We start from the raw sequence: 26,008 nt of genomic DNA, 5'->3' as shown, positions 1-26,008 counted from the left end.
CTGATGAAACTACGATTTGCACATTGGCTGGCAGTCCTCGGACTGACCGGCACAGGGGGGCTCTGGCCTGCGATTGGCCTCGCCGAGGAGGCGAACGGCGGGATCTCGGCCGCCGCCCACCTGACGCAGATGATCGGCGGGCTGGTCATCGTGATCATCGCGATCGTCGTTCTGGGCTGGATTCTTCGCCGGACACAGGGTGGCCTGAGCCGGGGTTCGCAGACCATCGAGCTGGTGGCGGTGCGCTCGGTGGGGACGCGCGAGCGCCTGATGCTGGTCCAGGTAGGGGAGGAGCAGGTCCTGATCGGGGTCGCACCCTCGGGGATGCGGACCCTGCACACGCTGCGGGAGCCGGTCAGCGTCGAGGAGGCAACGACGCCTGACTTCTCCAGTGCGCTGCGCCGAGCCGTCTCGGGTCGGCGCGAGGCGGGAGGCGAGCGGTCGTGATGGCGGGTCGGCTCAGGTACCTGCCGCGCGCCGTTCTGGCGCTGGCGCTGTTGCTGCTTCCGGGGCTGGCCTGGGGTCAGTTCGGCGGCGAGGGGATCGAGGCGCTGACGGTGACCACCGACGGCGAGGGCGGCGAGACCTATTCCGTCACCCTGCAGATCCTGCTGCTGATGACGCTGCTGACGTTGTTGCCGGCGGCGCTGATCATGATGACGGCGTTTACCCGCATCCTCGTGGTGCTGGCGATCCTGCGCCAGGGGCTTGGGACGACGCAGACCCCCTCGAACCAGATCCTCATTGGCCTGGCGTTCTTCCTCACCCTGTTCGTGATGGCACCCGTATTCGACGAGATCTACGAGAGCGCCGTGGTCCCGTACATGAACGAGGAGATGGGGACCGAAGAAGTCCTGCAGGCCGGTGTGCAGCCCCTTCGCGAGTTCATGCTCGCGCACACCCGCGAGAGCGATATCCGCATGTTTGCCGAGATCAACGGCATCGACGGATTCGATGACGCTGATGACATCCCGTTGCGCCTGCTGGTGCCGGCTTTCGTAACCAGCGAACTGAAGACGGCCTTCCAGATCGGATTCCTAATCCTGATTCCGTTCCTGATTATCGACCTGGTGGTGGCGTCCGTCCTGATGTCGATGGGGATGGTCATGCTGTCGCCGCTGATCATCTCGCTGCCGTTCAAGGTGATGCTGTTCGTCCTCGTCGATGGCTGGGCGCTGATGATGAACACGCTTGCCACCAGCTTCTTCGTTTAGGGGGATACGCGATGACACCCGAAATGGTGGTTGATGTCGGGCGCGAGACGCTCACGGTCGTGGTCCTGCTGGCCGCGCCGCCGCTGCTGACGGCCCTGGCCGTGGGCCTGGCGATCGGGATGCTGCAGGCCGCGACCCAGATCCAGGAGATGACGCTGTCCTTCATCCCCAAGCTGCTGGCGATGTTTGCCGCCTTGCTGATCTCCGGGCACTGGATGCTGGCGCTGATCATCGAATACACGGAGCGACTCTATGATGCCGCGCCGGGCATGGTGGGGTAGGCAGCCGTGAACCTCGCCATGGAGCAGATCCTCGTGTGGGTGGGGGCGGTCATGTGGCCGTTTGCCCGCATTGGGGCGATGCTCCTGGTGATGCCGGTGTTCGGCGGTGATCAGCTCACCGCGACGGTGCGCATCCTGTTTGCCCTGGTGCTGGCGATCTTCGTGGCCATGCAGGGGCCGGCGCTGCCGGCGGTGGACCCGATCAGCATCGAGGGGGTAGTGGTGACCGTGCACCAGATCCTGATCGGTCTGGTGATGGGCTTCATCCTGCAGATGGTCTTTTCCGCACTGACGCAGGCCGGCGAGGTGATCGCACTGTCGATGGGTCTTGGTTTCGCCTCGATCGTGGATCCGGCGCAGGGCGTGCAGGTGCCGGTGGTCTCCACGATCTTCGTGATTATGGCCACGTTGATCTTCCTGGCAATGAATGGGCATCTGATCGCGCTCGAGCTGCTTCTGACCAGCTTCGAGACGCTGCCGGTCGCCCCCTCGGGGCTGGATGCCGAGGCGCTGGCGTCGCTGATCGCGTTTGGCAGTGTCATGTTCCAGGGGGCCGTGCTGGTTGCGATCCCGGCGGTGGCCTCGCTGCTGCTGGTCAACCTGTCGATGGGGGTGATTACCCGGGCCTCGCCGCAGCTGAACATCTTCGCGGTGGGCTTTCCGATGATGATCCTGATGGGCTTCATCCTGCTGATGCTGACCATGCCCGGGTTGCCGGAGCGACTTGGGGATCTGTTGTTCGACGGCTTTGGCCTGATGCAAGCGATGCTGGGGTTCTAGGATGGCCGAGAACGAGAGCGGACAAGAGAAAACCGAACAACCGACTCCGAAACGCCTGCGCGAGGCGAAGGAGAAGGGTCAGGTCCCGCGTTCGCGGGAGCTGTCGACCTTCCTCGTGCTGATGGCGGCCGGCGGGTTCATGACGTTCTTCGGCCCGACGATGGGCGGGCAGCTGGCCGAACAGACGGCCGGGCGCTTCGACATCGAGCGTGATCTGGCCTATGACAGCTCGCTGCTGCTGCCGTATCTGTCGGAACAGATCTTTATGACGTTGCGCACGCTGCTGCCGCTTTTTGGCGTGCTGATGGTCGCGGCGGTACTGGCGCCCATCCTGATCGGCGGCGCCAACTTCTCCTGGCAGGCGGCGAAACCCAAGGCCTCCAAGCTGAACCCGCTCAAGGGTCTCAAGCGCATTTTTTCGTGGCAGGGTTTGATGGAGTTTGGCAAGACCTTCGCCAAGTTCGTGCTCATCGCGGGTGTCGCGATGTCGGTGTTGTGGGCCTTTTCGGATCGCCTGCTGATGCTCGGCTACGAGCCCCTTGAGCAAGCGATCGCGCACGCGGCGCAGCTGGCGCTGGGGACGTTCGTGGCGGTCTCGGCCGCACTGATCCTGGTGGCCGCGATCGACGCGCCGTTCCAGATGTGGAACCACCAGAAGCAGCTGCGCATGACGCGCCAGGAGCTGAAGGACGAGTACAAGGAGACCGACGGCAAGCCGGAGGTCAAGCAGAAAATCCGGCAGCTGCAGCAGGAGATGGCGCAGCGCCGGATGATGGAGGAAGTCCCGAAGGCCGACGTGGTCATCACCAACCCGACCCACTACGCGGTAGCGATTACCTACGAGGCCTCGCGCATGGCTGCGCCGAAGCTCGTGGCGAAGGGCGTGGACGAGGTCGCGGCGTCGATCCGCGCGGTCGCGGACGAACACAAAATCATTCGCGTCGAGGCACCCCGGGTGGCGCGTGCAATCTACTTCACCACGGATCTGAACCAGGAGATCCCGAACGGGCTGTTCGTCGCAGTCGCGCGCATCCTCGCCTACGTCTATCAGCTGAAGCGCTCGGATGCAGACGTCGCGATGCCGGATGACCTGCCGGTGCCGGAAGACTATCTCGATCCGCAGCAGCCGCGCGGCCGTCGGAGGAACCGCTAATGGCCTTCTTCGACCGCCTGGGGACTGTCGGCAAGTGGGGCCTGGGGGCGCCGATCCTGCTGATCGCGATGCTCTCGATGATGGTGCTGCCGCTGCCGCCCATCGCCCTGGACGTCCTGTTCACCTTCAACATTGCGTTGTCGCTGGTCGTGATCATGGTCGCGGTCTACACGCCGCGGCCGCTGGAGTTCGCGGTCTTCCCGACCGTGCTGCTGGTCGCCACCTTGCTGCGCCTGGCGCTGAACGTGGCCTCCACGCGCGTGATCCTGCTGGAGGGGCATACCGGCACTGACGCCGCGGGCCAGGTCATCCAGGCCTTTGGCGATTTCGTCGTGGGCGGCAACTACACCGTCGGTCTGGTGGTGTTCGCCATCCTGATCATCATCAACTTCGTGGTGGTGACCAAGGGCGCGGGGCGTGTCTCCGAGGTCAGCGCCCGGTTCACCCTGGATTCCATGCCGGGCAAGCAGATGGCGATCGACGCCGACCTGAATGCCGGAATTCTGACCCAGGAAGAGGCGCGCAAGCGCCGCGAGGAGATCGCCAGCGAGGCGGACTTCTACGGCTCGATGGACGGTGCCTCGAAGTTCGTGCGCGGGGACGCAATCGCCGGGATTCTCATCCTGTTCGTGAACATCATTGGCGGCCTGACCATCGGCACGCTGCAGCACGGCATGTCGATGGGCGACGCCGCGACGAACTACGTGCTGCTGACCATTGGCGATGGTCTGGTCGCGCAGATCCCGTCGCTGGTGCTGTCCTCGGCCACCGCGATCATCGTGACCCGTGTCTCCAGCACCCAGGACATGGGCCAGCAGGTGTTCGGGCAGATGTTCTCCAACCCGCGCGTGCTGTACGTGGCGGGTGGCGTGATCGCCGCGCTGGGGCTGGTGCCGGGTATGCCCAATGCCGTATTCCTGGGTCTCGCCTCGCTGGCCATCGGATCGGCCTACCTGATGCAGCGGCGCGAGCGCGAGCAGGCCGTGGAGGTGGAGCGCGTGCCTGACGAAGCGGCGGACACCAGTCCGGAAAATCGCGATCTCACCTGGGACGACGTGCCGCCGATCGACCTCGTCTCCCTGGAAGTCGGCTATCGTCTGATCCCGCTGGTGGATCGCACCCAGGACGGTCAGCTGATGGGTCGGATCAAGGGTGTGCGCCGCAAGCTCTCCCAGGAGCTGGGGTTCCTGCTGCAACCGGTCCATATCCGCGACAACCTGGAACTGAGTCCGAATGCCTATCGCATCTCCCTGCTGGGTGTCACGGTGGCGGAGGCCGAGGTCTTCCCCGATCGCGAGCTGGCGATCAATCCGGGCGAGGTGTTCGGCACCGTTCCGGGCACGCCGACCAAGGATCCGACCTTCAATCTGGACGCCTTGTGGATCGATCCGGCGGATCGCGATCAGGCGCAGGGCGCCGGCTACACCGTGGTCGACTGTTCCACCGTGATCGCCACGCATCTGTCGCAGGTCTTCCGCGAGAACGCCCATCGCCTGATTGGTCACGAAGAGGCCCAGCATCTGCTGGACCAGCTGGCACGGCATTCGCCGAAGCTGGTCGAGAATCTGGTGCCGAAGACACTCTCGCTGTCGGTAATCCTGAAGGTGCTGCAGAACCTGCTGGCCGAGCAGGTCTCGATCCGCGACCTGCGCACGATCGCCGAAACCCTGGCAGAGGAGGGCGTGAAGAGTCAGGATCCCGGCGTTTTGACTGCGGCCGTGCGTGTCTCGCTGTCGCGCTCGATCGTGCAGGACCTTGTGGGACCGGACGATGAGCTGCCATTGATCGCGCTCGATCCCTCGTTGGAACAGCTTTTGCATAAGTCTCTTCAGGGCAGTAATGGCGAGACCGTGGGGCTGGAACCGGGCCTGGCGGAACGCCTGCAGCGGTCGGTGTCCGAGGCGGCCCAGCGCCAGGAAGCCAGCGGGCAGCCGGCCATCCTGGTGGTGGCCCCGGAGATCCGCTCCTGGATTGCCGGGTGGCTCCGCGGAGCCGTGCGCAGCCTGGCGGTGCTGGCCTTTACCGAGATCCCCGATAACCGGCGGATCCGCGTGGTGGCCACGGTGGGCCAGGAAGACTCGGCCCGGCAGGCAACGCCCACAGGTGCCTGAGACGAACAGTAGCGATCGGATACGAGAGGGAAACACTGATCAGTGTTTTCCTTGAGCGGAGCGGGAGAACAGCGATGAATGTGAGACGGTACCGGGCACGCGACATGCGCGATGCGATGCGGCAAGTGCGTGAACAGCAGGGCGAGGATGCCGTGATCCTATCGAGCCGCCGTGTCGATGGTTGGCTGGAGGTTGTCGCGGCGCTGGAAGATGGCGATGCGGGGGTCTCGGAGCGCGAGCAGCAGGCTGCGGTGAACGCGGTCCATGCCCCGCGTGAGGCGCCGGCATCCGCCTCGCGTCCGAGCCCGGGCTCGGCCTGGCCCGCGGACCCCGAGCTCGCCGCGATGCGCCAGGAGCTGCGGGATCTGCGCAGCCTGCTCACCCGCCAGCACAGCGACAACGAGGCCGCACAGTGGGCGGCGCGGCATCCGCTGGCGGCGGAGTGCAAGGCGCGTCTGATGGACCGTGGGTTCAGCGAGTCACTGGCGCGCAGTCTCGCCGGGAGTATTCTCGACGACAGCACGGTGGAACAGGCCTGGGAGAGGCTGCGCGCACGCCTTTCCGGGGCGATCGCGACCCGCCATCCGGACATCCTGGATGAAGGTGGCGTGCTGGCCCTGGTGGGGCCTACGGGGGTGGGCAAGACCACTACACTCGCACGCATTGCCTTGCGTCAAATCCGTCGTATGGGTGCGGATTCGGTTACGCTGGTCACACTGGACACCCAGCGCATTGGGGCCACGCGCCAGCTGCAGGCGTTCGCGCAGATGGCGGGCGTGTCATTGCGGGTGCTGCAGAGCCCGCGCGAGTTGCGCGACATGACCGCGCGGGCAGAGGATGGGCATCTGATTCTGGTCGACACCGCCGGGCAGGCACCTTCCACGGTGGGCGACGAGTCGCTGTTTGCCGGCTGGCCGGACCGTGTCCGGCGCGAGAGCTGGCTGGTCGTCTCCGCGACCACTCAGGCGGCGGCGCTGCGAAGGGTGCTGGATGCGTTCCGGAAGACGGAGCCATCGGCGCTGGTGCTGACCAAACTCGACGAAGCCGAACAGTTGGGGGAGACGTTGTCGGTATTGCTCGATCAACACCTTGGGCTCACGTTTGTTAGCGATGGACAGCGGATTGCCGAAGACTTCCACCGGGTCGAGACGGGCGATCTGACCCGGCGGGCGCTCGGCGAAGAGCGCGGCCCCGCGCGTCGATCCTCCCGCGATGAACGATGGACCGATGCAAGCCTGGCGGAGTTCTCGAATGCCGGCCGCAATGCGCCGTCGCCGCGCCGTACTCAGGATGCGGGCGTTCTGGAGATGATCCATCCGGTGGGGAAAGGACGCTATGCCACGCACTAATCAGCCGTTGAAGGTCATTGCGGTTGCCTCCGGCAAGGGCGGCGTCGGCAAGACCAATGTGTCGGTCAACCTGTCCGTGGCGCTCGCGCGGCTGGGCCGCGAGGTCATGCTGTTTGATGCCGACCTGGGGCTGGCCAATGCCGATGTGCTGCTCGGACTGCGACCCGAGCGCACCCTGCATGACCTGGTGACCGGACAGGTGGACGACCTCCAGGATGTGCTGATCGAGGGCCCGGAGGGGATCAAGGTCATCCCGTCGGCCTCGGGGATCGCGGCGATGGCGAATCTCACGCAGCTCGAGCACAACGGTTTGATCCAGGCATTCAGCGCCTATTCCAAGCCGCTGGATGTGCTGGTGGTGGATACGGCAGCGGGCCTGCAGGAATCCGTCACGACCTTCTGTCGAGCGGTCCAGGAGACCCTGGTCGTCGTCTGCGACGAGCCGGCGTCCATCACCGATGCCTATGCCTTGATCAAGGTGCTGCATCGAGATCATGGCATGCGGCGTTTCCGGCTGGTCACGAATATGGTCCAGGACCGCGCGGGCGCCGAGCGCTTGTTGCAGAAACTCACCACGGTTTGCGACAACTACCTGCCGGAAGTCATCCTGGATCTCGCCGGTTACATCCCGATGGACGAGCATCTGCGCAAGGCCGTACAGAAAAGGGCACCGGTCGTGCAGCAATATCCGGGCAGCCCGGCGGCCAAGGCCTTTACCGAACTCGCCCGTGCGGTCGACCGCTGGCCGGTGGCCCGTGGTGCCGATGGTGGTGTCGGGTTTTTCGTCGAACGGATGCTGCAGAGCGCATGATGGCGACGCGTAATCGCCTCCACGGATACGAGAACGTGGCCGCAGCCGGCCACGAGCAGCGCGTCGCGGAACATATCGAGCTGGTGCACCGCATCGCGCACCATCTGATGGCTCGCCTCCCTTCCTCGGTCCAGGTCGATGACCTGATCCAGGCCGGCATGATTGGCCTGCTGGAGGCCGCGCGGCAATTCGAGGGCGGGCAGGGCGCGACGTTTGCGACCTACGCCGGGATTCGCATCCGTGGCGCGATGATCGACGAGTTACGCCGCAGTGACTGGACCCCGAGGTCGGTGCACCGCAATAGCCGCAAGATCGCCTCGGCCATTCAGACCGTCGAGGCCCGTGAAGGGCGTGCGGCGCGCGGGGTCGAGGTGGCCGAGGAACTCGAGGTCCCGATCGACGAGTACTACTCGATGCTGCAGGACCATGCCGGCGCCCATCTGTTCGCGCTGGATGATCTGGGCGGCACCGATGGTGATGCGGACCGGGTGATCGAGGGGCAGGAGGCCTCGCCCTCGCGCACGATCGAGGCCGGGGAGTTTCGCGAGGAGCTGGCCGCCGCGCTGGGCGATTTGCCCGAACGCGAACGTCTGGTGTTGTCGCTTTATTACATCGAGGAGCTCAACCTGCGCGAGATTGGCGCGGTACTCGGGGTGACCGAGTCGCGCGTCAGCCAGATCCGCAGTCAGGCCGTTATCCGACTGCGCGCGCGTCTGGGCTCCTGGCTCGAAGACGGCGAGGCTTTGCAGTTATTCTGAAGGCCAAGCTCTAGTACTCATATGAATCATCTATCCCGGAGTGACCTGTGGACAAGGGAATGAAAATTCTCATCGTGGACGACTTCTCCACGATGCGACGGATCATCAAGAACCTGTTGCGTGATCTTGGCTTCAACAACACCCAAGAGGCCGATGACGGCAGCACGGCATTGCCGATGCTCCAGAACGGCGACTTCGATTTTCTGATTACCGACTGGAACATGCCCAATATGCCGGGCATCGACCTGCTGCGGGCGGTGCGTGCCGACGAGAAGCTGAAGACGATGCCGGTGCTGATGGTGACGGCGGAGGCCAAGCGGGATCAGATCGTCGAGGCGGCCGAGGCGGGCGTGAACGGCTACGTGGTGAAGCCCTTTACTGCGGAAACCCTCAAGGAAAAGATCGACAAAATATTCGAACGCATTGAATCCCAAGGCTAGTTTGGGATTCGGTGTCGAAGTCTCCTGGTCCAGACAAATGGATGGCCGGGGGATCGATCCCGGTCATCACGTTCGGGATGGGGAGCGAGCAAGGGGCTTTGGATGACAGACCAAGAACAATCGATCAGTGAGCAGCAAATCGCTCGCGCGCGGGAGCTCGTGCAGGTTCTGGAGGCAGGTGATGAGGTGGCCGCGCGCGCGTTGATCCAGGATCTGGCGCGCCCCTACGACCGCGAACTCTTCGACGAGCTCGGAAAGCTTACGCGCGACCTGCACGAGGCCTTGCAAAGCTTCCGGGGGGATTCGCGGCTGGTCGAGTTGACCCAGGCCGAGATCCCGGATGCCCGCGAGCGTCTCAATTATGTGGTCACGATGACCGAGAAGGCCGCGCACGAGACCCTGACCGCGATCGAGACGAGTCTCCCCATTGCCGAATCGTTCAGCCAGCAGGCCGGCCAACTGACGGCGAAGTGGACCCGTTTTCGCAATCGGCAACTCTCGGTCGACGAGTTCCGGGAGTTCGCTCGTGAGCTGGACGAGTTTTTTGCTCAGGCCAACGACGATACCGAAGAGCTGCGCCGCCTGCTGTCGGAGGTTCTGATGGCGCAGAGCTACCAGGATATTACCGGGCAGGTGATCCGGCGCGTGATTCAGCTCGTGACCGACCTGGAGGAGAACCTGGTCACGCTGATTCGGCTGTCCAGCGGGCGTATGGAGACGGTCGAGGCTGCGGAGAAGACGCTGGATGACGATGCCGAGCGGCGTGAGGGCGATCGGCGTGGACACGGGCCAGCAGTGCCGAAGACTCAAGATTCCGGCCAGGATGTCGTTCAAGGACAGGACGAGGTGGACGATCTGTTGTCCAGCCTGGGCTTCTAGGTAGCCCGCTGATCCCTGAATCGGCGGCTTCCCGGCGCCCACCCCTCAACGGCAAGCCTCACCGGAACGGAGAGACCGAATGGCCATCGACCCCAACGACGAAATCCTTCAGGACTTCCTGATCGAGGCCGGGGAACTGCTCGAAGGACTCAACGAGCAGCTGATCGACCTGGAACAGCATCCCGATGACCGGGATCTGTTGAACGCGGTATTTCGCAGCTTTCACACGATCAAGGGTGGCGCGGGCTTTCTGAGCCTGGATCCGCTGGTGACCGTCTGCCATCACGCAGAGGATGTGTTTAATCTCCTGCGCAATGGGGAACGTCAGGTCGACGGTCACCTGATGGATACCATGCTGCGGGTCCTCGATACGTTGAACGTGATGTTTGGCGACCTCCGCTCCGGGGTCGATCCGACGCCCGCGGAGGCCGATCTCGTCGAAGACCTGCGGCGGATGGCCAAGAATGAAGACGTGGCCGGCAATTCCGAACCCGCCGCAATCGCGACGCCAGACGTGCCCCCCGAACCGGAGCCGGAACCGGCACCCCCCGCCGAGGTGGAAGCCACTGCGAAGGCTGGAGGGGATGAGTCGGGGCTGGTCGGTGCCGATGACGAGATTACCGATGACGAGTTCGAGGCCCTGCTGGATTCGCTGCACGGCGATGGTTCGCCGCAGGCGGCCCAGGACTCCGCTACGCCGTCGACTGAGGACGCCGGGTTGCCCGGCACCGATTCGGATGCAGCCGGGCCAGGGGACGACGGCGAGGACCTGATTTCCGACGATGAGTTCGAGAACCTGCTGGACGAGTTGCAGGCGCGAGGTGATGGGCCTCCCGCCACTGCAGCGCCGGCACCCGCTGTGACTGAGTCGTCCCCGCATGAAGAGCCGAGCGTGGAGCCCGAAGCCGCTGGCGCGACACAGGAACCGCCGGCTCCCGAAGCCAAGCCACAGGCGTCTTCGCCTGCGGCCGCGGCGGCCGGCGCCCGGCAGGCCCCTCAGGGCGAGGCCTCGGTCCGTGTGAACACCGAACGTCTCGACGAGATTATGAATCTGGTCGGGGAGCTGGTGCTCGTGCGCAACCGCCTGAGCATGTTGCGAACCCAGCACGTGGATGACGAGCTGGGGAAGGCCATTAGTTCGCTGGCGCTGGTCACGTCGGATCTTCAGACGTCGGTGATGAAGACCCGCATGCAACCGGTCAATAAGGTCTTCAATCGCTTCCCGCGCGTGATCCGCGATCTGTCGCGCAGCCTGGGCAAGGAGATCGAGCTGGAGATCTTCGGCGAGGACACCGACCTCGACAAGAACCTGGTCGAGGCCCTGTCCGATCCGCTGGTGCATCTGGTGCGCAACGCCGTGGATCATGGGATCGAGACTCCGGAGGTGCGCGAGAAGGCCGGCAAACCGCGCAAGGGGACGGTGGTGCTCGGCGCGGCGCAGGAAGGCGATCACATCGCCCTGCTGATCAAGGACGATGGGGGTGGCATGGATCCGCAGGCCCTGCGGCGCAAGGTCGTCGAGAAGGGTCTGATGGAACCCGCGATGGCCGAGCGGATGACCGATCGCGAGGCCTTCAACGTCATCTTCATGGCCGGGTTCTCGACCAAGACCGAGATCTCGGATGTGTCCGGTCGCGGGGTGGGGATGGACGTCGTCAAGACGAAGATCTCGCAGCTCAACGGCACCATCGAGATCGATTCCGAGATCGGTGTCGGGACCACGCTGCGGGTGAAGCTGCCGCTGACCCTGGCGATCCTCCCTGCATTGATGGTCATCCTCGACGGGCGGCGATTCGCGATCCCGCTGGCGTCTGTCTCGGAGATCCTGGACCTGGATCTGACCAAGACCCATTACGTGGATGACCAGGAGGTCATTGTTGTAAGAAATCAGGCGCTTCCGGTTCACTATCTCAAGCGGTGGTTGAAGCCGGGGTTCATCCCCGAAGCCAAACCGGAATCGCATGTGGTCGTGGTGCATACCGCGGATCGCAAGGTAGGGCTGGTCGTCGATGATCTGGTGGGGCAGGAAGAGGTGGTCATCAAGCCACTGGGGCAGAACCTGCAGGGCGTGAAGGGCCTGGCAGGCGCGACCATCACCGGTGATGGAGGGATTGCGCTGATCCTGGATGTCGCCGATCTCGTGGGTTTGTTGACGCACAAGATCCCGTCGGCGGGCCGCACCCGGCGGCCTGCGCAAACAATCGAGGGCTAAGGATGCCGGTTAAGGTACTGGTGGTGGATGACTCCGGGTTTTTCCGCCGCCGCATTAGTGAAATTCTGGACGCCGACGCGGGGATCGAGGTCGTCGGCAGCGCGGAGAACGGCGAGGAGGCGATTCGCAAGGTCAAGGAACTGGACCCGGATGTCGTGACCATGGATATCGAGATGCCCGTGATGGACGGCATCACCGCGGTGCGCCGGATCATGGCCGAGAACCCCCGGCCGGTACTGATGTTCTCGAGTCTGACCACCGAGGGGGCCCAGGCGACCCTGGATGCGCTTGAGGCAGGGGCGGTGGACTTTCTGCCGAAGCGCTTCAGCGACATCGCGTCCGACGAGGACAGCGCGCGCATGCTGCTGCGCCGGCGGGTGCGCAGCCTTTCGCGCAGCCGGGCCCGTTCGGTCAGCCAGCCAGGGAGCGTGCGACCAGCGGTCGAGGCCCGCCCTTCTGCGCGTCGTGAAGAGTCCGACCGCAAGGCGGCCGAGGTACAGCGACAGGCCCCGCCGGTCAGTCGGCCCGCCGTGCCGCTGCGGCAGGTCCGCGCGGTACTGATCGGGACGTCCACCGGGGGGCCGGTGGCCTTGCAGGAAGTGCTCAAGGCCCTGCCGGCGAACTTCCCACAGCCGATCTTGCTGATTCAGCACATGCCTGCGAGCTTTACGCCGGCCTTCGCGGAGCGCCTGGACGCCATGTGCCAAATTCGGGTCAAGCAGGCACAGGATGGCGATGTCATGCGCCCTGGGGTGGCCCTGTTGGCCCCCGGCGGTCTGCAAACCACGCTGGAGCGCGGCAGCCAGACAACGGTGCGCGTGACCGAGAGCCCGTTGGGCACGATCTACAAGCCCAGCGTGGATGCCGCGTTCAGCTCGGCGGTCGAGGCCTTGCGCGGGCAGGTGCTCGCCGTGGTGCTAACCGGGATGGGCGCAGATGGCCGCGAAGGTGCGCGGGCTTTGAAGACCGCCGGGGCGCAGGTCTGGGCACAGGACGCGGCCACCTCGGTGGTGTATGGGATGCCGGCTGCAGTCGCAGAGGCCGGGCTCGTGGACCAGGTGTATCCGTTGCCGGATGTGGGTCCGGCACTGGTCAAGGGGTTCTGCTAGATGGATATCCTGAGCCTCATCGGGATCACCCTGGGGCTCGTCGCGGTGCTCGGGGGGAGTATCGCGAAGGGGAGTGGTCTGGGCGCACTCTGGAATGCGGCCGCATTTGTGATCGTGGTCCTGGGGACGCTGGGGGCAACCCTGGTGCAGGCGCGCATGGCGGTGTTTCTTCACGGGATGCGCATTCTGCCCTGGGCATTCAAGCCGCCGCGGATCGACAACGAGGCGATGCTGGCTCGCATCGTGGAGTGGTCCAACGTGGCACGCAAGGAAGGGCTGCTGGGTCTGGAGACGCTGGCCGACGAGGAGACCGACGAATTCGCGCGCAAGGGGCTGCAGTTGCTGGTGGATGGCTCCGAGCCGCAGACCATCCGCCAGATCCTCGAGGCGGATCTGGACAACCGCGAGCATTTCGATACCCAGGGGGCCAAGGTATTCGAGAGCATGGGGGTCTACGCCCCGACGCTTGGCATTGTCGGCGCGGTGATGGGTCTGATGGCGGTCATGCAGAACCTGGCTGACCCCAGCAAGCTGGGAGCGGGGATTGCCGCGGCCTTTGTCGCCACGATCTACGGGATTGCGTCGGCGAATCTGTTGTTCCTGCCGGTGGCGAACAAGCTGAAATCAATCATCCAGAAACGCTCGCAGCACCAGTTGATGCTGATGGAGGGGCTGATCTCCATCGCCGAGGGCGAAAACCCCCGCAACATTGAAAGCAAGCTTAGCGGCTTCATCCACGAGTGAGGTCGCGATGGCCCGGCGCAAACGCCCAGAAGAAGCGGAGAATCACGAGGCCTGGGCCATCCCCTATGGCGACCTGGTCACGCTGCTGCTGGCGTTTTTCGTGGTGATGTACGCGATCTCCTCGGTGGATGACGGCAAGTATCGTGTGCTGTCGGAGTCGCTGGTGGACGCCTTCCGGGCACCGGCGCAGACCGATCCGATCCAGGTGGGAGAACCGACGGTGTCGCGTGAGCAGTCCCTGGACGAGATGCGCGCGCTGGTTCCGATTGATGTGCAGCCCGGCATCGTTGACGACGGTGTAGCACCCATCGACATGGCCTTATCCGGGCTACTGGACGATGCGGGTACGGATGACGAGCTGCAGGAGTTCCTGGAGGCACTGGCCGAGGTCGCCGACGAGCTGGAAATGGCGATGGCCCCCTTGATCGAGGAGGGTGATCTCCGGGTAAGCCGCGAGGCGTACTGGCTGGAGATCGAGATCACCAGTCGGCTGTTGTTCGGGAGCGGTTCGGCTACGTTGAATCCCGAGGCCCGGGCCCTGCTGGACGAGGTCGGGGCGATCCTCGCGCCGCGGGTGTCGCGGGTGCACGTGGAGGGCCATACGGACAATGTCCCGATCCAGACGGCGGTCTATCCTTCCAACTGGGAGCTTTCTTCGGGGCGTGCCGCGGCCGTGGTGAGCGTGTTTGAAGACGCGGGCATCGAGCCGAAGAATCTGGTGGCCCTGGGATATGGTGAGCATCGTCCGGTCGCGAGCAATGATACCGAGCAAGGACGGGCGGAAAACCGGCGGGTGGCCATCGTGGTCCTGCCCGGCGCGCGCCCGCGCGAAGACGGGGCGCAGGAACCCGAGCAATTGCGCGAAGACCTTCCGCTCGCGCCGGGTGCACCAACGATGGATGGGGACGAGGGGGATACCGAGTGAAGATCTGGGCGGTGGCCAACCAGAAGGGCGGGGTGGGCAAGACCACGACCACAGTCACCCTGAGTGGCCTGTTGTCGGGTCCGGAACAGCGCGTCCTGATGGTCGACGTCGACCCCCATGGCTCGCTGACGGCCTATTTCGGCCACGACCCGGAGACCGCCACCCGCGGTGTGTACGAGCTGTTCAGCCAGTGCGCAGAGGGGAAGCGTCCTGATCCGCGGGGGTTGATCCGCGAGACCCGGTTCCCGGGGCTGGACTTGCTGACGGCCAGCACGGCACTGGCCACACTCGACCGGCAGCTTGGTACGCGCAGCGGGATGGGCCTGGTGCTGCGCCAGGCGCTGGAGCAGGTCGCCGACCAGTACGACTACGTGCTGATGGACTGCCCGCCCATGCTGGGCGTGTTGATGGTCAATGCCCTGGCGGCCTGTGACGAGCTGCTGGTCCCGGTGCAGACCGAGTTCCTTGCCCTCAAGGGCCTGGAACGCATGATCAATACCCTGAAAATGGTCCAGAAGTCGCGCAAGGCCGAGTTGCAGTACCGGATCATTCCCACCCTGTTCGATCGACGCACGCGTGCCGCGCACGAGGCGCTGGCCGAGCTGCGCCGCCTTTATGGCGATGAGGTCTGGCCCGGCGTGATCCCGGTCGATACGAAGTTTCGCGATGCGTCGAGCGCAGGCCAGCCGCTGTGCTTCATGATTCCGGACGCCCGGGGCGTACTGGCGTACTCGGACTTGCTGGAGGCGATTGGCGGGCAGCTTTCGCAGCCTCATGCCCGGACCCGGAGGCAGAAGGGATGAACCGTTCGCGTGATGACAACCTGGCACTCAAGGCCGAACCTGAAGCCCTGCATGACTATTTTGGCAGCCTGCTGGACGAACCGGCGCCGATCGCCCCGGCGCACCTGCTGCGCCCGGATATCCTCGAACCGAGACCGGCGCCCGCTGAACCGGAGCCGTTAGACGAACCAGAGGTCCCCGTGGTGGCCGAAGCGGTCGCGCCCCCCGTGCCTCCGCGCACGATTGTCGAGAGTGACGAGTATCCGCGTCCGTCCGAGCGATTCTCCGCCCTGGTGCTGGAGGCCGGGAATCTGACCCTGCTGGCGCCGCTGGCCTCGCTCGGCGGCGTTGCGCCGCTTGGGGATCTGGATGTGCGCCCCACGCCCAACCACTCCGTCTGGTATCTGGGTCTGGCGGATACCAAACAGGGGCGAGTGCAGTTGATTGATCTCGCGGCCGTGGTGACCCCCGAGGATCGGGAATATGAGCCGGAGACAGCCCGCCATGTCGTGTTCCTGGCCGGTTCGCGCTTCGCGTTGGCCTGCCGCTCGATTCAGGGGACCCGCGTGATCGACCCTCAGAATCTGCGCTGGCGCAGTCACCGCAAGCGCCTGCCCTGGCTGGCCGGGGTGGAGCGGGAACAGATGGCCACCCTGCTGGACCTGGAGGCCCTCGACCGGACCCTGGACCAGGGCAGCTGGGAAATGGGCGGTACTCCGGACTCAAGCCGGGACGAGCGCGGCCGATAACGTATTCAGGAACCGAACACCGGGCCCGCAACAGGGTCCGCGAGCGACGAGGACGACATGAGCAGCGCACAAGACGTAGAAGCGATGGCCAAGGCCGATACGGCCCCGTATGTGACGTTCAGTCTCGCGGAGGAGACCTACGCGATTGACGTCCTGCAGGTGCAGGAGGTGCTGAAGGTCACCGAGATCGCGCCTGTTCCCGGTGTGCCGGACTATATCCTTGGCATTATCAACCTGCGGGGCAACGTCGTGACCGTGATCGACGCGCGCCGCCGTATGGGCCTGGAGGACCGCGAGCCGGACGAGGCCTCGCGCATCGTGATCATCGATGTCGACAACCAGAATGTCGGCATCCTGGTGGACTCGGTCTCGGAGGTCGTGCGGATCTCGCTGGATTCGGTCGAGCCCGCGCCGGAAGTCGGAAATGACGACAGTTCGCGGTTCATCCAGGGGGTGACGAGCACGGAGCAGGGGCTCACGATCCTGGTCGACCTGAACAAGCTCCTGTCTGACGAGGAATGGGCCCAGTTGCGGGAGCTGTAGAAACCGCGGGGCATTCGGCGAACTGGAACCGCCGCGTATTGGAGAGGATCAAACCTGAGAGTGGCTCCGAAACGCGGCATGCGGAGGGGAGGTGGGGCGATGGTGGATGAACTGCAGCCGGATCGTACGGTTCGCCCCGTGCAGCCGCCGACCACGAACTCCACGGTTCGCCCGGTCCATACGACCGTGCCCGGGCGGACGCTCAGTGATGACCACGACCGGGACCCCGTGCTGCGTCCGGCCGTAAAGCCTGCGCAACAGCGTTCCCCGCGCGACCGACGCCAGCGCCCCCGTAAGGGCTTGATCGACGATTACGCCTGACGGACCCCTCCAGTCGGCCCCGGGTGGTGTATCAGTGCATTTCACGCGACAATCGAGTCTGAGTCGCTGGGAGTATTGGGTCGATGGGGGAAGGCATTCTGGTTTGGATTGTCGCGGCAATCGCCCTGGTGGCGACCGTCGTTGCAGTGCTGTCCGTCTCGCTTGTGTTAACCCTGCGGCGCCAGCTCGCGACGTTGCGCCAGGACTACCAGCGTCAGGCGACCTCGGTGATGGCGCTGCAGGGTGCGATGAAGGTCATCTCCCAGGGGGTGGTCAACCACAGCCAGGCGCAATCCGCGGTGCAGCGCGCACTGGAGCGCCTCAACGACCAGCAAAGCGAGCTGCGGGCCCGTGACGCCGATGATGGCGCCTATCAGCAGGCGATCGAGCTTATTCGGCAGGGCCGTGAGCGCGAAGAAGTCCGCCGGATGTGCGGCCTGACCACCACCGAGCTGGACCTCCTGTACAGTCTGCACGCCCCCGGCTCTGCGGGTCGTCGTTAGTCCCTGCTACTGCTTGTGTCTTCACTCGCCCGATGTTGAATCGTCGCGGCGGTATCCCTGTTCGCGGTCCTCGGGTGTGATGCCCGCAAGCACAAATACAAACGCCAGGACCTCGGCCACCGCGACATAAAGGCTCTCCGGGACCTCTTCGCCCAGCGGTACCTGTGCGAGCGCCTCGGTCAGGCCCGGGTCCTGGTGCAGGGGAATCCCGTGTTCCTCGGCGATTCGCAGGATCTGCTCGGCGGTGACACCACTGCCGCTCGCGGTGATACGCGGCGCCCGTTGCCGGTCCCATTCCAGTGCCACCGCTTGCTGCCGGCGGGGGCCGCGGGGGTCGACGTACGGCTCGTCGTGATCGTGAGGGGGGCGTCGCTTGCTCATCTCAAGCCTTCAGGCGCGCTCGTCCAGCAGCCCGTCACGCAAGGTAAGGCTCGCCGGATCCTGTGGCTCCACCTGACCTTCTCGCACCGAGAGCGATCCGACGGTCAGGTCACGCCCGGCCAGGCGCTGATGGAGTTCCGGCGTGCCGGCGCGCAGGCGTTGGACGGTTTCCGGGCGTTCTGCGGTGAAATGAACGGATACCCGGTCATCGCGCAGCGCAAGGGCGACACGGGTAGGGCCGAGGGCCTGCAAATCGAGATCCAGCACAAGAGTCCATCCCTCGGCGCGTTCGGGGGGGCGGCCAGCCTCGTGCTGCAACTGGCCGGCCAGCGAGTGAAGCCCTTGCGGGCTGCGAAAGGGTAGCTCGAAGAACCAGCGGGGGTGCGACTCGTCGTCTCCCTGCGTGCTGGGCTGCAGTGAATGCAGTTGCAGCGTGGTAATGCGCTTCAGCATCCCTTCGATGAGCCCGGCCAGCGCCCCCGTGGGAGGCAGGCCCGCCGTGGTGGGCGCGGGTGGAGCCGGCGTCGCAGCCGCGGGGGTTGGCAGAGGGGAACGGGTCTCGGCCGATTGGCGCAGGTGTTCGGCGACGCGCAGCAGCTGGGCCTTGAGATCCTGAGCGGCCGTGCCAGAGGTATTGGTTCGAACCCCCTGAGCGAGCATGGCCTCCAGCCACAGGCCGGACTGCTGGATATGGCGATTCAGGCTATCGGGGCTGGTCAGGCGAACGGCAGGAGGTGTCAGTTCGATCAGGCGGTTCATCGCCGGCAGCACTCGGGCTTCGCTTGCTGTGGGTGGCGCGCCGGCTGCTATGGCCGTGGCCAGCGTGTTCTGAATCGTTTGCATGCCACCGGCCAGGCCTCGCGCCCCCGGTATCTGGTGGCGCAACTCGCGCAACAGCCACTGCGTGGCGTCGTGCTGGCCGACCGACGGATTCGATGGTGAAGTCGGCGCCGGGGGCGAGGGCGAACCGGTCGCCAGGGTGGTGCCAGAGGGCAGGGGTAGCAGCCTCACCTCCAGGCGCGGCTCTGTGCGGGTCACCTCGGCGAGGGCGATGCGTGGACCGGACTGGTTGCCGGGTAGCAGGGCGTTGGGTAGTGGAGTCGCCAGCTGGGCATTGAAGATGGGCGCGCGGGTGTCCACGCTTTGCGCGCCGGACGACGTCAGCGGGCGCAGTTGAACTCCCCGTTCGGCGAGTTGCCCGACGATCTGGACCTGCAGCCGGGTGCCTGTCTCAAGCGTCGGCATCGCGCTCGCTCGCGGGGCTACCCGATCAAGGCCGCCTGCGGGCAATCCGGTTGGGCGAGGGCCGGTAAAGTCGGGCATCGGTGCTCCGAGTCGCTTGGGAAGCGGCTGCCCGCACTGCAGGCATGCCAACAGCATCGCACACCGTGTCCGCCGCGCCTACGGGCGGGCATCGGAGCGGGGCTTTGCTATGCTGTGTGTTCATTTCGCGAACACAAAAGAAGGCATGCAAAAGATTCGAGTGCTGATGGTTTGTCTGGGCAATATCTGCCGCTCGCCCATGGCTCACGGTGTCTTCCAGGCACGCGTGCGCGCGCATGGTCTGGAGTCCGCCATCGAGGTGGATTCGGCGGGTACGGCGGGTTATCACGTTGGGGCACGGCCGGACCCGCGCGCCCGCGAGGAGGCGAGCCGCCGAGGCTACGATCTCGACCAGTTGCGGGCGCGGCAGCTGGAGGCGGACGACTTCGAGACGTTCGACTACATCCTGACGATGGACGAGGCGAACTATCGCAATGCCCAGCAGATCCAGCCGAATGGCGCCCGCGCGCGGTTGCACCGTTTCCTGGAGTTCGCCCAGGACCATCCCGAGCGCGAAGTACCGGACCCGTACTATGGCGGGCCGGATGGCTTCGTTCATGTGATGGATCTCGTCGAGGCCGCCAGCGACGGCCTGCTGGACCACATCTGCCGGGAACACGCGCTGGAGCGCGTCTCCTGAAGACCCTGGTCAGGCGGCCGGGGCGTTCTCCCGCCGGCCGATAACGCGATAAACGTTATCGGCCGGTTTCCAGCTCAATCGCGCGGTTTGTCGTCCGGGCTGCTCGAAGACTCAGCCGCCGGTTCCGGCTTGCTGGCCGGCTTGTCGGTCGGGGGTGCCGAGGCCGGCTCCGACCGGGCAGAACCGCTGGCCTCGGCGGGTGCGGCCTTCTCGGGCGTGGGCTTGGCATCGCTTTTCTTGCCACGAGACGGCTTTGATGCGGAGCTGTCATCCGCTTTGGCGGCTTCGGAAGGGCGATTCTCGGTGTGCGATCCAGAATCACCCTTGTCCTTCGCGTCATCCGTTTTGGACGATTGAGCGCTTCCCTTTGCCCGACGTGTGCCGGAGGCAGTCTTGGGCGCGTCTTCCGACCCTTTTTCCGCCTTGCCAGGCTCGCGGGGTTGCTTCTCCTGGGCCTGAGGCTTGTCGCTTACCGCACCTTTGTCTTCAGGCGCCTTTTCGCTTTTGCCACCGGTTTCCTGGCCGGAGTCCTTCTCGGCTGATTTTTCCCTAGCGGCCGGCTTGGACTCGCCGCTGGGTGGCTGGCTGTCGCCCTTGCCCGAGTCCTTCACGGCCGGCTTCCTGGTGGTCTCGCTGTCCTGGGGCGAGGAGGCGGACTGGTCAACTTCCTTCGAAGTACCGGCATCCTGGTTCTCGGCGTTTTCATTACCCGAGCTGTCGTCACCGCTTCCGGAGCGGCCGCGGCCGCCACGACGGCGCCCGCCCCGGCGCGAGCGGCGCGAACGGGCACGGCCCTTGCCGCTATCGTCGTCGGAAGTGGACGGGCCGTTCCCGGAAGGCGATGCCGGTTCCTCGGATGTTGCGGCTGCCTCGCCCCCTTCCGCCTTCGGTTTGGCGGCCTTGGGTTCGGTTTCGCGAGCCTTGGTGCCGGCGCCACCACTGGCGCTACCACGCCGTCGCGATCGGCCGCCTTTGCCGCCGTCTTCACTACCGGCGCTGCTGGCGTCCTGACGGGGCTCGCCTTTGCCGTTACCTGACGGCTTCGCTGCATCACGCTTGTCACCGCCGTCGTCTCGTGCGCCACGGCGCCGGTTGGAGCCGCCCCCACGGTTGCTTCCATTACCGCGGCTGGCTCGCTGCTGCCCGCCTTTGCCGCGCTTGCGCCCCTCGTCTTTCTCTTGCTCTTCTGCTTCAGGCTCCGGGGTCCGGGCCGCATTGGGGAACAGGGAGGACCAGATGCGGGTAAAGAACCCGGGTTGCTGCACCGGCTCGCTGGGCGTTTGAGGGGCGGGCGACTCGGCCATCGGGGCCGGGGCCTTGACCTTCACACCCTGGACCAGGGGCTTCTCCACTTTGCCGCGGCGTTCGCCGTGCGGGTCGACATCCTCTTCGACGGACTCCACGAGTTCGTGCGATCCGCGGCCACTGACGACCTCTTCGCGTTCGTCGCCGCGCACGCGCTGGACCTCGAACTTCGGTGTCAGGTACTGCGGGTTCGGGACGATACTGATATCGACCCGATGGCGTGCCTCGATCTCGTTGATCGATGAACGTTTTTCGTTCAGCAGGAAGGTGCCGACATCGACCGGGACCTGCGCCAGGACGAGGCCGGTGCGGTCTTTCATCGCCTCTTCTTCGATCAGGCGCAGGATCGACAGGGCTAGCGACTCGACGCTGCGCACCTGGCCATGCCCCTGGCAGCGGGGGCAGGTGATCTGGCTGGACTCGCCGAGCGACGAACGCAGGCGCTGGCGCGACATCTCCAGCAGCCCAAAGCGACTGATGCGGCCCACCTGGACCCGCGCGCGATCGAGCTCGAGCGCTTCGCGGAGACGGTTTTCCACTTCTCGCTGATGCTTGTTGGCGCTCATGTCGATGAAATCGATCACGATCAGGCCGCCCAGATCTCGCACGCGCAGCTGGCGCGCCACCTCTTCAGCGGCTTCCAGATTGGTGTGGAAGGCGGTCTCCTCGATATCGCCACCCTTGGTGGAGCGGGCGGAGTTCACGTCGATGGAGATCAGGGCCTCGGTATGGTCGATGACCAGGGCGCCGCCGGAGGGGAGCTGCACGTCGCGATCGAAGGCGCTCTCGATCTGACTTTCGATCTGATAGCGGTTGAACAGCGGGACGGGGTCGTCGTACTTCTTCAGCTTGCGCTGGCTGTTCGGCATCACCAGTCGGACGAAGTCCTCCGCCTGCTGATAGACGGCTTCGTCGTCGATGATCACCTCGCCGACGTCATTGCGCATGTGATCGCGCAGGGCGCGGATGATCACGTTGCTTTCCTGGTGGATCAGCGCCGGGGCGTTGGCCTTTTCCGCCGCCTCGGTCACGGCCGACCAAAGGGCCGTCATGTAGTCGAGGTCCCATTGCAGTTCTTCGGTGCTGCGGCCTACGCCGGCGGTGCGGGCGATCACGCCCATGCCATCGGGCATGGTCAGGCCGGACAGGGCCTCGCGCAGTTCCGCGCGATCTTCGCCCTCAATGCGTCGCGAGACGCCACCGGCCTTGGGATTGTTCGGCATCAGGACCAGGTAGCGCCCGGCCAGGCTGATATAGGTGGTCAGCGCGGCACCCTTGTTGCCTCGTTCTTCCTTCTCCACCTGGACGAGAAGCTGGGTCCCTTCCTTTAGCAGCTCGCGGATGGGCTTGTCGCTGTCGGCCGGCGCGCCAACCGCGGAGGGGGCGATCTCCTTGAACGGGAGAAAGCCGTGGCGCTCGGCGCCGAAATTAACAAACGCGGCTTCGAGGCTTGGCTCGACGCGGGTGATCTTGGCCTTGTAGATGTTGGCCTTCTTGCGCTCGCGCGAGGGCAGTTCGATATCGAGGTCGTACAGCCGCTGGCCGTCGACCATGGCCACGCGCAGCTCTTCGGGCTGCGTGGCATTGATCAGGATGCGTTTCATGCAATGGACTCGGTCGGTCGTCCTGTACGTCGGTCACAAGCCCGGGGCCGTGTGGTGCGGAACGGAGGCGGCACGTCGACGTTTCGAGACGCATGCTCGCCATGGCGGCGCGAAGAGGAATCCAACGCGCCAGCCAGGTGTTCACCAATAGCCACGGGACCAGCCGTCCGCGGGATGCGGGGCCGGGGAGACAGGACTGGGTTAGAAGAAATAGTGTCACAGGTTCGCTTTTGGGCGATGGCCGTCTGGTCGCATGTAGTCGCACTGTGCAGGACCAGATCGGCGGGTAATTCGAGGCGCCCGGGCGCAATATCCGCCAGCAGGTACCGTGCGCCAATGTAGGGCATAACCCCCCGATTGGGCAAGTTTTTTCGTCGCGCAAATGCCAGGGTACATGGTTAGGATGGCGCGCCTGAGGTAGGATCGCGCCCGATGAAAGCACGTCCCCGTCAGCCGCAATCTCCCTCTGGGCCTCGTACGCTCTCGGTCACCGAGCGCGGGGATGGCCAGCGCCTGGATAACTTCCTCCTGCGCGAGCTCAAGGGAGTTCCCAAAAGTCTGATCTACCGCCTGGTGCGCAAGGGGGCGATCCGGGTCGATGGGCGCCGTGCCAAGGTGACCCAGCGGCTGAGTGTCGGCTCGGAGGTGCGCGTGCCGGACCTGGACCGGCCCGAGGCCGTCGAGCGGGACATCCCCCCGGGGGTCCTGGACCGACTGCGCCGCTCCATCTTGCATGAAGACGACCAGGTCCTGGTCCTCGACAAGCCCTCGGGCCTTGCGGTGCATGGCGGCAGCGGCCTGGCCTTCGGGATCATCGAGGCGATGCGCCAGCTGCGTCCCGGTTGCGAGCTGGAGCTGGGGCATCGGCTGGATCGCGAGACCAGCGGCTGCCTGCTGCTGGCCAAGACTCGCGCGGGATTGCAGGACTTCCACGCGGCGCTGCGCGAGGGGCGTGTGGAGAAGCGCTATCTGGCGCTGCTGGTGGGGGCGTTCCCCAACGATCAGCCCATTGTGTGCGACGAACCGATTGCCTCCAGTCGGGGTCAGGACGGGAAACGCCGCATGCGTGCGGGGGAGGATGCCGACCCCGAGAGTGCCCGCTCGGCGATCAGCCAGTTCGTGCCGCTGGAACGTTTTGGATCTTTTCAGTTGGCCGAGGTACGGATCGGTACCGGACGGACCCACCAAATCCGCGTACATGGCCAGGCGATTGGCCATCCCGTTGGCGGCGATCACGACTACGGATTGCCCGATGCAAACCGGGTACTGCGCGGGGCAGGCCTGAAACGCCTGTTTCTGCACGCCCAGGCCCTGCAGTACGAGGATTCGGCCGGCGAGTCGCATGTGTACTCCGCGCCGCTGCCGGACGAGCTGCAGTCGATCCTCGATGCGCTCGCAAGCCCCGAAGCGTCCGGATGAGCACACTGCTGCCACCGGAGGGGGATGCCTTGCGCCTGGTCGTATTCGACTGGGACGGGACGCTGATGGATTCGCCACGCCGGATTGTTCACTGCCTGCAGCGGGCCTGTGCGGCCCTGGGGCGCGAGACGCCCGCGGAAAGCGAGCTGCGCGATATTATTGGCCTGGGCGTGGAGGCCGCGGTAGAGAGACTGTTCCCGGGCGCCGACTCTGCGTTCGTGGGGGCGTTCGCCACCACCTATCGCCAGTGCTATCTGGGCGCCACCGATGCGCCAGAGACGCCCCTGTTCGCGCATGTCGAGCCCTTGCTCGACTGGCTTGACGAACGCGGCGTGCTGCTGGGCGTTGCGACCGGCAAGTCGCGGGCGGGGCTGGACCAGGCCCTGGAAGCCGCCGGCCTCATGGGACGTTTTGTCGCGACGGCCTGCGGGGACGAGCATCCGTCGAAACCCAGTCCGGTGATGCTGGAACATGTGATGGCGCGCTGCGGGGTGGAACGTTCCCGGGCACGGATGGTCGGTGATAGCGTTTATGATCTGCAGATGGCTCGCGCCGCCGGCGTCCCGTCGCTGGCCGTGACACATGGGGTCCACGATCACCGCCGGCTGAGCGCCGAGCGCCCGCTGGCCGTGGCCCGCGACCTGAAGGAACTGCTGGATCTCCTGCGGCAGTCGGAGCCGCTTCCCGAGGACTGAGGACAAACGATGGGTTGGTCGAACGAGAACAAGCCGGGCTGGGAGCGCGAGACGCTGGAGCGTCTGGTCCAGGCCCAGGTGGTGGAACAGCGGCGTGCCCGGCGCTGGGGAATCTTCTTCAAGCTGCTGCTGTTCATCTATCTGTTCGCCCTGCTGGTTCTGGTGCGGGGCGGCGATATGGGCTTGACCGCCTGGTTCGAGGACGACCGCGAGCCCGAAGAGCACGTGGCCGTTGTCGAGGTCGACGGACTGATCGCGTCGAGTGCTCGGGCCAACGCCGAAGAGCTCAACAAGACCCTGAAACGGGCGTTCGAGGCGGATGGCACTCGCGCCGTAATGCTGCGCATCAACAGTGGGGGCGGGAGTCCGGTGCAGGCCGCCGCGATCCATGACGAGATCCTGCGGCTGAAGGACGAGCACGAGGACATCCCGGTCTATGCGGTCGTCACCGATATCGGGGCCTCGGCCGCCTACTACATCGCCGTGGCGGCCGACGAGATTTACGCCAGCCAGGCCAGCATGGTCGGTTCGATCGGGGTGCGCCTGGACAGCTTTGGCGTGGTGGATCTGCTGGAGAACATTGGTGTCGAACGGCGGCTGTTCACCTCCGGGGAGAACAAGGCCCTGCTGGATCCGTTTCTGCCGCTCGACGAGGGTCACGTGAGCCATATCCATGACCTGATGGACGGGCTGCACCAGCAGTTCGTCGATGTGGTCCGCCAGGGGCGGGGAGATCGTCTGGCCGAAAACGAGGAGCTGTTCGACGGCCTGATCTGGACCGGTCAACGCGCGGTGGATCTGGGCCTTATCGATGGTCTGGGGACGGATCAGTCGGTCGCACGCGACGTGATTGGTGTTGAGAAAATGGTGACCTTCAAGCCGCGCCGCAGCGCCCTGCAGCTTCTGTTCGAGGACCTGGGCATGTCGGCGCTGCAGAGCTGGCTGGCGATGGAGACCAAGCCCAACTGGCGCTGAGC

At 65.3% G+C, this 26,008-nt stretch carries 26 protein-coding genes and 1 pseudogene; 24 read left to right on the top strand and 3 right to left on the bottom strand.

Annotated features, from left to right (window positions below; translation table 11 throughout):
- Positions 1-3: 3 nt before the first annotated feature.
- From fliO to F468_RS0108740, 20 genes and pseudogenes are all read left to right on the top strand, one after another.
- A complete protein-coding gene (gene fliO, locus F468_RS0108835; protein ID WP_018139230.1) occupies positions 4-447 on the top strand; it encodes a flagellar biosynthetic protein FliO in 444 nt (147 codons plus the stop codon).
- Entirely contained in the window at positions 447-1,214 is a 768-nt protein-coding gene (gene fliP / locus F468_RS0108830; protein ID WP_018139231.1) for a flagellar type III secretion system pore protein FliP, read from the top strand. Before fliO ends, fliP begins: the two co-directional genes overlap by 1 nt.
- 11 nt (positions 1,215-1,225) lie before the next feature.
- On the top strand, positions 1,226-1,495 hold the full coding sequence (gene fliQ / locus F468_RS0108825; RefSeq protein WP_012982568.1) for a flagellar biosynthesis protein FliQ: 270 nt from the start codon (positions 1,226-1,228) through the stop codon (positions 1,493-1,495).
- An 18-nt stretch (positions 1,496-1,513) separates the two neighbouring features.
- Positions 1,514-2,275: a flagellar biosynthetic protein FliR gene (gene fliR, locus F468_RS0108820; protein ID WP_012982569.1), complete on the top strand. Its 762-nt coding sequence runs from the start codon at positions 1,514-1,516 to the stop codon at positions 2,273-2,275.
- Between the two features lies 1 nt (position 2,276).
- On the top strand, positions 2,277-3,428 hold the full coding sequence (gene flhB / locus F468_RS0108815; protein ID WP_018994976.1) for a flagellar biosynthesis protein FlhB: 1,152 nt from the start codon (positions 2,277-2,279) through the stop codon (positions 3,426-3,428).
- Positions 3,428-5,539: a flagellar biosynthesis protein FlhA gene (gene flhA / locus F468_RS0108810; RefSeq protein ID WP_018139233.1), complete on the top strand. Its 2,112-nt coding sequence runs from the start codon at positions 3,428-3,430 to the stop codon at positions 5,537-5,539. The genes flhB and flhA overlap by 1 nt, the downstream gene beginning before the upstream one ends.
- A gap of 104 nt (positions 5,540-5,643) precedes the next feature.
- Positions 5,644-6,715: pseudogene (gene flhF, locus F468_RS0108805) on the top strand (flagellar biosynthesis protein FlhF); the annotation flags it as partial.
- Positions 6,716-6,874: 159 nt separating this feature from the next.
- Positions 6,875-7,699 carry a MinD/ParA family protein gene (locus F468_RS0108800; protein ID WP_018862904.1) on the top strand — a complete coding sequence of 275 codons (825 nt, stop codon included), beginning with the start codon at positions 6,875-6,877 and terminating at the stop codon, positions 7,697-7,699.
- A complete protein-coding gene (locus F468_RS0108795; protein ID WP_018994974.1) occupies positions 7,696-8,457 on the top strand; it encodes an RNA polymerase sigma factor FliA in 762 nt (253 codons plus the stop codon). Before F468_RS0108800 ends, F468_RS0108795 begins: the two co-directional genes overlap by 4 nt.
- Positions 8,458-8,516: 59 nt before the next feature.
- Positions 8,517-8,897 (top strand): chemotaxis response regulator CheY, encoded by a 381-nt coding sequence (gene cheY, locus F468_RS0108790; RefSeq protein WP_018139237.1) that lies wholly within the window; start codon positions 8,517-8,519, stop codon positions 8,895-8,897.
- Between the two features lie 102 nt (positions 8,898-8,999).
- Positions 9,000-9,776 (top strand): protein phosphatase CheZ, encoded by a 777-nt coding sequence (locus F468_RS0108785; protein WP_018139238.1) that lies wholly within the window; start codon positions 9,000-9,002, stop codon positions 9,774-9,776.
- 79 nt (positions 9,777-9,855) lie between these two features.
- Positions 9,856-11,988, top strand: coding sequence for a chemotaxis protein CheA (locus F468_RS0108780; RefSeq protein WP_018994973.1), 2,133 nt, complete (start codon positions 9,856-9,858; stop codon positions 11,986-11,988).
- 2 nt (positions 11,989-11,990) lie between these two features.
- On the top strand, positions 11,991-13,097 hold the full coding sequence (locus F468_RS0108775; RefSeq protein ID WP_018139240.1) for a chemotaxis response regulator protein-glutamate methylesterase: 1,107 nt from the start codon (positions 11,991-11,993) through the stop codon (positions 13,095-13,097).
- A complete protein-coding gene (locus F468_RS0108770) occupies positions 13,098-13,841 on the top strand; it encodes a flagellar motor protein (protein ID WP_018139241.1) in 744 nt (247 codons plus the stop codon). It abuts the gene before it with no gap.
- A 7-nt stretch (positions 13,842-13,848) separates the two neighbouring features.
- Positions 13,849-14,766, top strand: coding sequence for a flagellar motor protein MotD (motD, locus tag F468_RS0108765; protein ID WP_018174317.1), 918 nt, complete (start codon positions 13,849-13,851; stop codon positions 14,764-14,766).
- Positions 14,763-15,569, top strand: a complete 807-nt coding sequence (locus F468_RS0108760) for a ParA family protein (RefSeq protein WP_018993940.1) — start codon at positions 14,763-14,765, stop codon at positions 15,567-15,569. The genes motD and F468_RS0108760 overlap by 4 nt, the downstream gene beginning before the upstream one ends.
- The gene (locus F468_RS0108755) at positions 15,566-16,297 is read left to right on the top strand and encodes a chemotaxis protein CheW (protein WP_018174319.1); all 732 of its coding nucleotides are present in this window, start codon (positions 15,566-15,568) and stop codon (positions 16,295-16,297) included. The genes F468_RS0108760 and F468_RS0108755 overlap by 4 nt, the downstream gene beginning before the upstream one ends.
- An 84-nt stretch (positions 16,298-16,381) precedes the next feature.
- Positions 16,382-16,840 (top strand): chemotaxis protein CheW, encoded by a 459-nt coding sequence (locus F468_RS0108750; RefSeq protein ID WP_018139245.1) that lies wholly within the window; start codon positions 16,382-16,384, stop codon positions 16,838-16,840.
- 99 nt (positions 16,841-16,939) lie between these two features.
- Positions 16,940-17,161 carry a hypothetical protein gene (locus F468_RS0108745; protein ID WP_018174320.1) on the top strand — a complete coding sequence of 74 codons (222 nt, stop codon included), beginning with the start codon at positions 16,940-16,942 and terminating at the stop codon, positions 17,159-17,161.
- An 83-nt stretch (positions 17,162-17,244) separates the two neighbouring features.
- The gene (locus tag F468_RS0108740; RefSeq protein ID WP_018139246.1) at positions 17,245-17,664 is read left to right on the top strand and encodes a DUF2802 domain-containing protein; all 420 of its coding nucleotides are present in this window, start codon (positions 17,245-17,247) and stop codon (positions 17,662-17,664) included.
- A 21-nt stretch (positions 17,665-17,685) separates the two neighbouring features.
- On the opposite strand, the gene F468_RS0108735 is transcribed toward F468_RS0108740, so the two are convergent.
- Together F468_RS0108735 and F468_RS0108730 are read right to left on the bottom strand one after the other, a co-directional pair.
- On the bottom strand, positions 17,686-18,045 hold the full coding sequence (locus F468_RS0108735) for an EscU/YscU/HrcU family type III secretion system export apparatus switch protein (RefSeq protein ID WP_018174322.1): 360 nt from the start codon (positions 18,043-18,045) through the stop codon (positions 17,686-17,688).
- A 9-nt stretch (positions 18,046-18,054) separates the two neighbouring features.
- Positions 18,055-19,290 (bottom strand): flagellar hook-length control protein FliK, encoded by a 1,236-nt coding sequence (locus tag F468_RS0108730; RefSeq protein ID WP_018994972.1) that lies wholly within the window; start codon positions 19,288-19,290, stop codon positions 18,055-18,057.
- A 223-nt stretch (positions 19,291-19,513) separates the two neighbouring features.
- Between F468_RS0108730 and F468_RS0108725 the strand changes: the two genes are divergently transcribed.
- The gene (locus F468_RS0108725; protein ID WP_018174324.1) at positions 19,514-20,008 is read left to right on the top strand and encodes a low molecular weight protein-tyrosine-phosphatase; all 495 of its coding nucleotides are present in this window, start codon (positions 19,514-19,516) and stop codon (positions 20,006-20,008) included.
- 74 nt (positions 20,009-20,082) lie between these two features.
- Here the strand turns inward: F468_RS0108725 and F468_RS0108720 are convergent, their stop codons facing one another.
- Entirely contained in the window at positions 20,083-22,917 is a 2,835-nt protein-coding gene (locus tag F468_RS0108720) for an Rne/Rng family ribonuclease (protein WP_018994971.1), read from the bottom strand.
- A 432-nt stretch (positions 22,918-23,349) separates the two neighbouring features.
- On the opposite strand from F468_RS0108720, the gene F468_RS0108715 reads away from it, so the two are divergent.
- Genes F468_RS0108715 through F468_RS0108705 form a run of 3 tightly spaced genes read left to right on the top strand, consistent with a single transcriptional unit; the run spans position 23,350 to position 26,006 of the window.
- Positions 23,350-24,336, top strand: a complete 987-nt coding sequence (locus F468_RS0108715; RefSeq protein WP_018174326.1) for an RluA family pseudouridine synthase — start codon at positions 23,350-23,352, stop codon at positions 24,334-24,336.
- Positions 24,333-25,031: an HAD family hydrolase gene (locus tag F468_RS0108710; RefSeq protein WP_012982591.1), complete on the top strand. Its 699-nt coding sequence runs from the start codon at positions 24,333-24,335 to the stop codon at positions 25,029-25,031. Before F468_RS0108715 ends, F468_RS0108710 begins: the two co-directional genes overlap by 4 nt.
- Before the next feature lie 9 nt (positions 25,032-25,040).
- Entirely contained in the window at positions 25,041-26,006 is a 966-nt protein-coding gene (locus tag F468_RS0108705; RefSeq protein WP_012982592.1) for a S49 family peptidase, read from the top strand.
- The last annotated feature ends 2 nt before the right edge of the window (positions 26,007-26,008 follow it).

The organism is Thioalkalivibrio sp. ALJ2 (genome assembly GCF_000378325.1).
Classification (GTDB): Bacteria; Pseudomonadota; Gammaproteobacteria; order Ectothiorhodospirales; family Ectothiorhodospiraceae; genus Thioalkalivibrio.
This window is presented reverse-complemented; position numbering and strand designations above follow the sequence as displayed.

Coding starts and splice junctions, on each gene's coding strand:
- F468_RS0108730 (WP_018994972.1), bottom strand. CDS start 19,290: ATGCCGACGCTTGAGACAGGCACCCGGCTGCAGGTCCAGATCGTCGGG.
- F468_RS0108770 (WP_018139241.1), top strand. CDS start 13,098: ATGGATATCCTGAGCCTCATCGGGATCACCCTGGGGCTCGTCGCGGTG.
- F468_RS0108720 (WP_018994971.1), bottom strand. CDS start 22,917: ATGAAACGCATCCTGATCAATGCCACGCAGCCCGAAGAGCTGCGCGTG.
- F468_RS0108705 (WP_012982592.1), top strand. CDS start 25,041: ATGGGTTGGTCGAACGAGAACAAGCCGGGCTGGGAGCGCGAGACGCTG.
- F468_RS0108715 (WP_018174326.1), top strand. CDS start 23,350: ATGAAAGCACGTCCCCGTCAGCCGCAATCTCCCTCTGGGCCTCGTACG.
- F468_RS0108710 (WP_012982591.1), top strand. CDS start 24,333: ATGAGCACACTGCTGCCACCGGAGGGGGATGCCTTGCGCCTGGTCGTA.
- F468_RS0108725 (WP_018174324.1), top strand. CDS start 19,514: ATGCAAAAGATTCGAGTGCTGATGGTTTGTCTGGGCAATATCTGCCGC.
- F468_RS0108750 (WP_018139245.1), top strand. CDS start 16,382: ATGGCCAAGGCCGATACGGCCCCGTATGTGACGTTCAGTCTCGCGGAG.
- F468_RS0108785 (WP_018139238.1), top strand. CDS start 9,000: ATGACAGACCAAGAACAATCGATCAGTGAGCAGCAAATCGCTCGCGCG.
- motD (WP_018174317.1), top strand. CDS start 13,849: ATGGCCCGGCGCAAACGCCCAGAAGAAGCGGAGAATCACGAGGCCTGG.
- F468_RS0108775 (WP_018139240.1), top strand. CDS start 11,991: ATGCCGGTTAAGGTACTGGTGGTGGATGACTCCGGGTTTTTCCGCCGC.
- flhA (WP_018139233.1), top strand. CDS start 3,428: ATGGCCTTCTTCGACCGCCTGGGGACTGTCGGCAAGTGGGGCCTGGGG.
- flhB (WP_018994976.1), top strand. CDS start 2,277: ATGGCCGAGAACGAGAGCGGACAAGAGAAAACCGAACAACCGACTCCG.
- F468_RS0108740 (WP_018139246.1), top strand. CDS start 17,245: ATGGGGGAAGGCATTCTGGTTTGGATTGTCGCGGCAATCGCCCTGGTG.
- cheY (WP_018139237.1), top strand. CDS start 8,517: ATGAAAATTCTCATCGTGGACGACTTCTCCACGATGCGACGGATCATC.
- F468_RS0108735 (WP_018174322.1), bottom strand. CDS start 18,045: ATGAGCAAGCGACGCCCCCCTCACGATCACGACGAGCCGTACGTCGAC.
- F468_RS0108780 (WP_018994973.1), top strand. CDS start 9,856: ATGGCCATCGACCCCAACGACGAAATCCTTCAGGACTTCCTGATCGAG.
- F468_RS0108755 (WP_018174319.1), top strand. CDS start 15,566: ATGAACCGTTCGCGTGATGACAACCTGGCACTCAAGGCCGAACCTGAA.
- fliO (WP_018139230.1), top strand. CDS start 4: ATGAAACTACGATTTGCACATTGGCTGGCAGTCCTCGGACTGACCGGC.
- fliQ (WP_012982568.1), top strand. CDS start 1,226: ATGACACCCGAAATGGTGGTTGATGTCGGGCGCGAGACGCTCACGGTC.
- fliP (WP_018139231.1), top strand. CDS start 447: ATGGCGGGTCGGCTCAGGTACCTGCCGCGCGCCGTTCTGGCGCTGGCG.
- F468_RS0108795 (WP_018994974.1), top strand. CDS start 7,696: ATGATGGCGACGCGTAATCGCCTCCACGGATACGAGAACGTGGCCGCA.
- F468_RS0108800 (WP_018862904.1), top strand. CDS start 6,875: ATGCCACGCACTAATCAGCCGTTGAAGGTCATTGCGGTTGCCTCCGGC.
- fliR (WP_012982569.1), top strand. CDS start 1,514: ATGGAGCAGATCCTCGTGTGGGTGGGGGCGGTCATGTGGCCGTTTGCC.
- F468_RS0108745 (WP_018174320.1), top strand. CDS start 16,940: ATGGTGGATGAACTGCAGCCGGATCGTACGGTTCGCCCCGTGCAGCCG.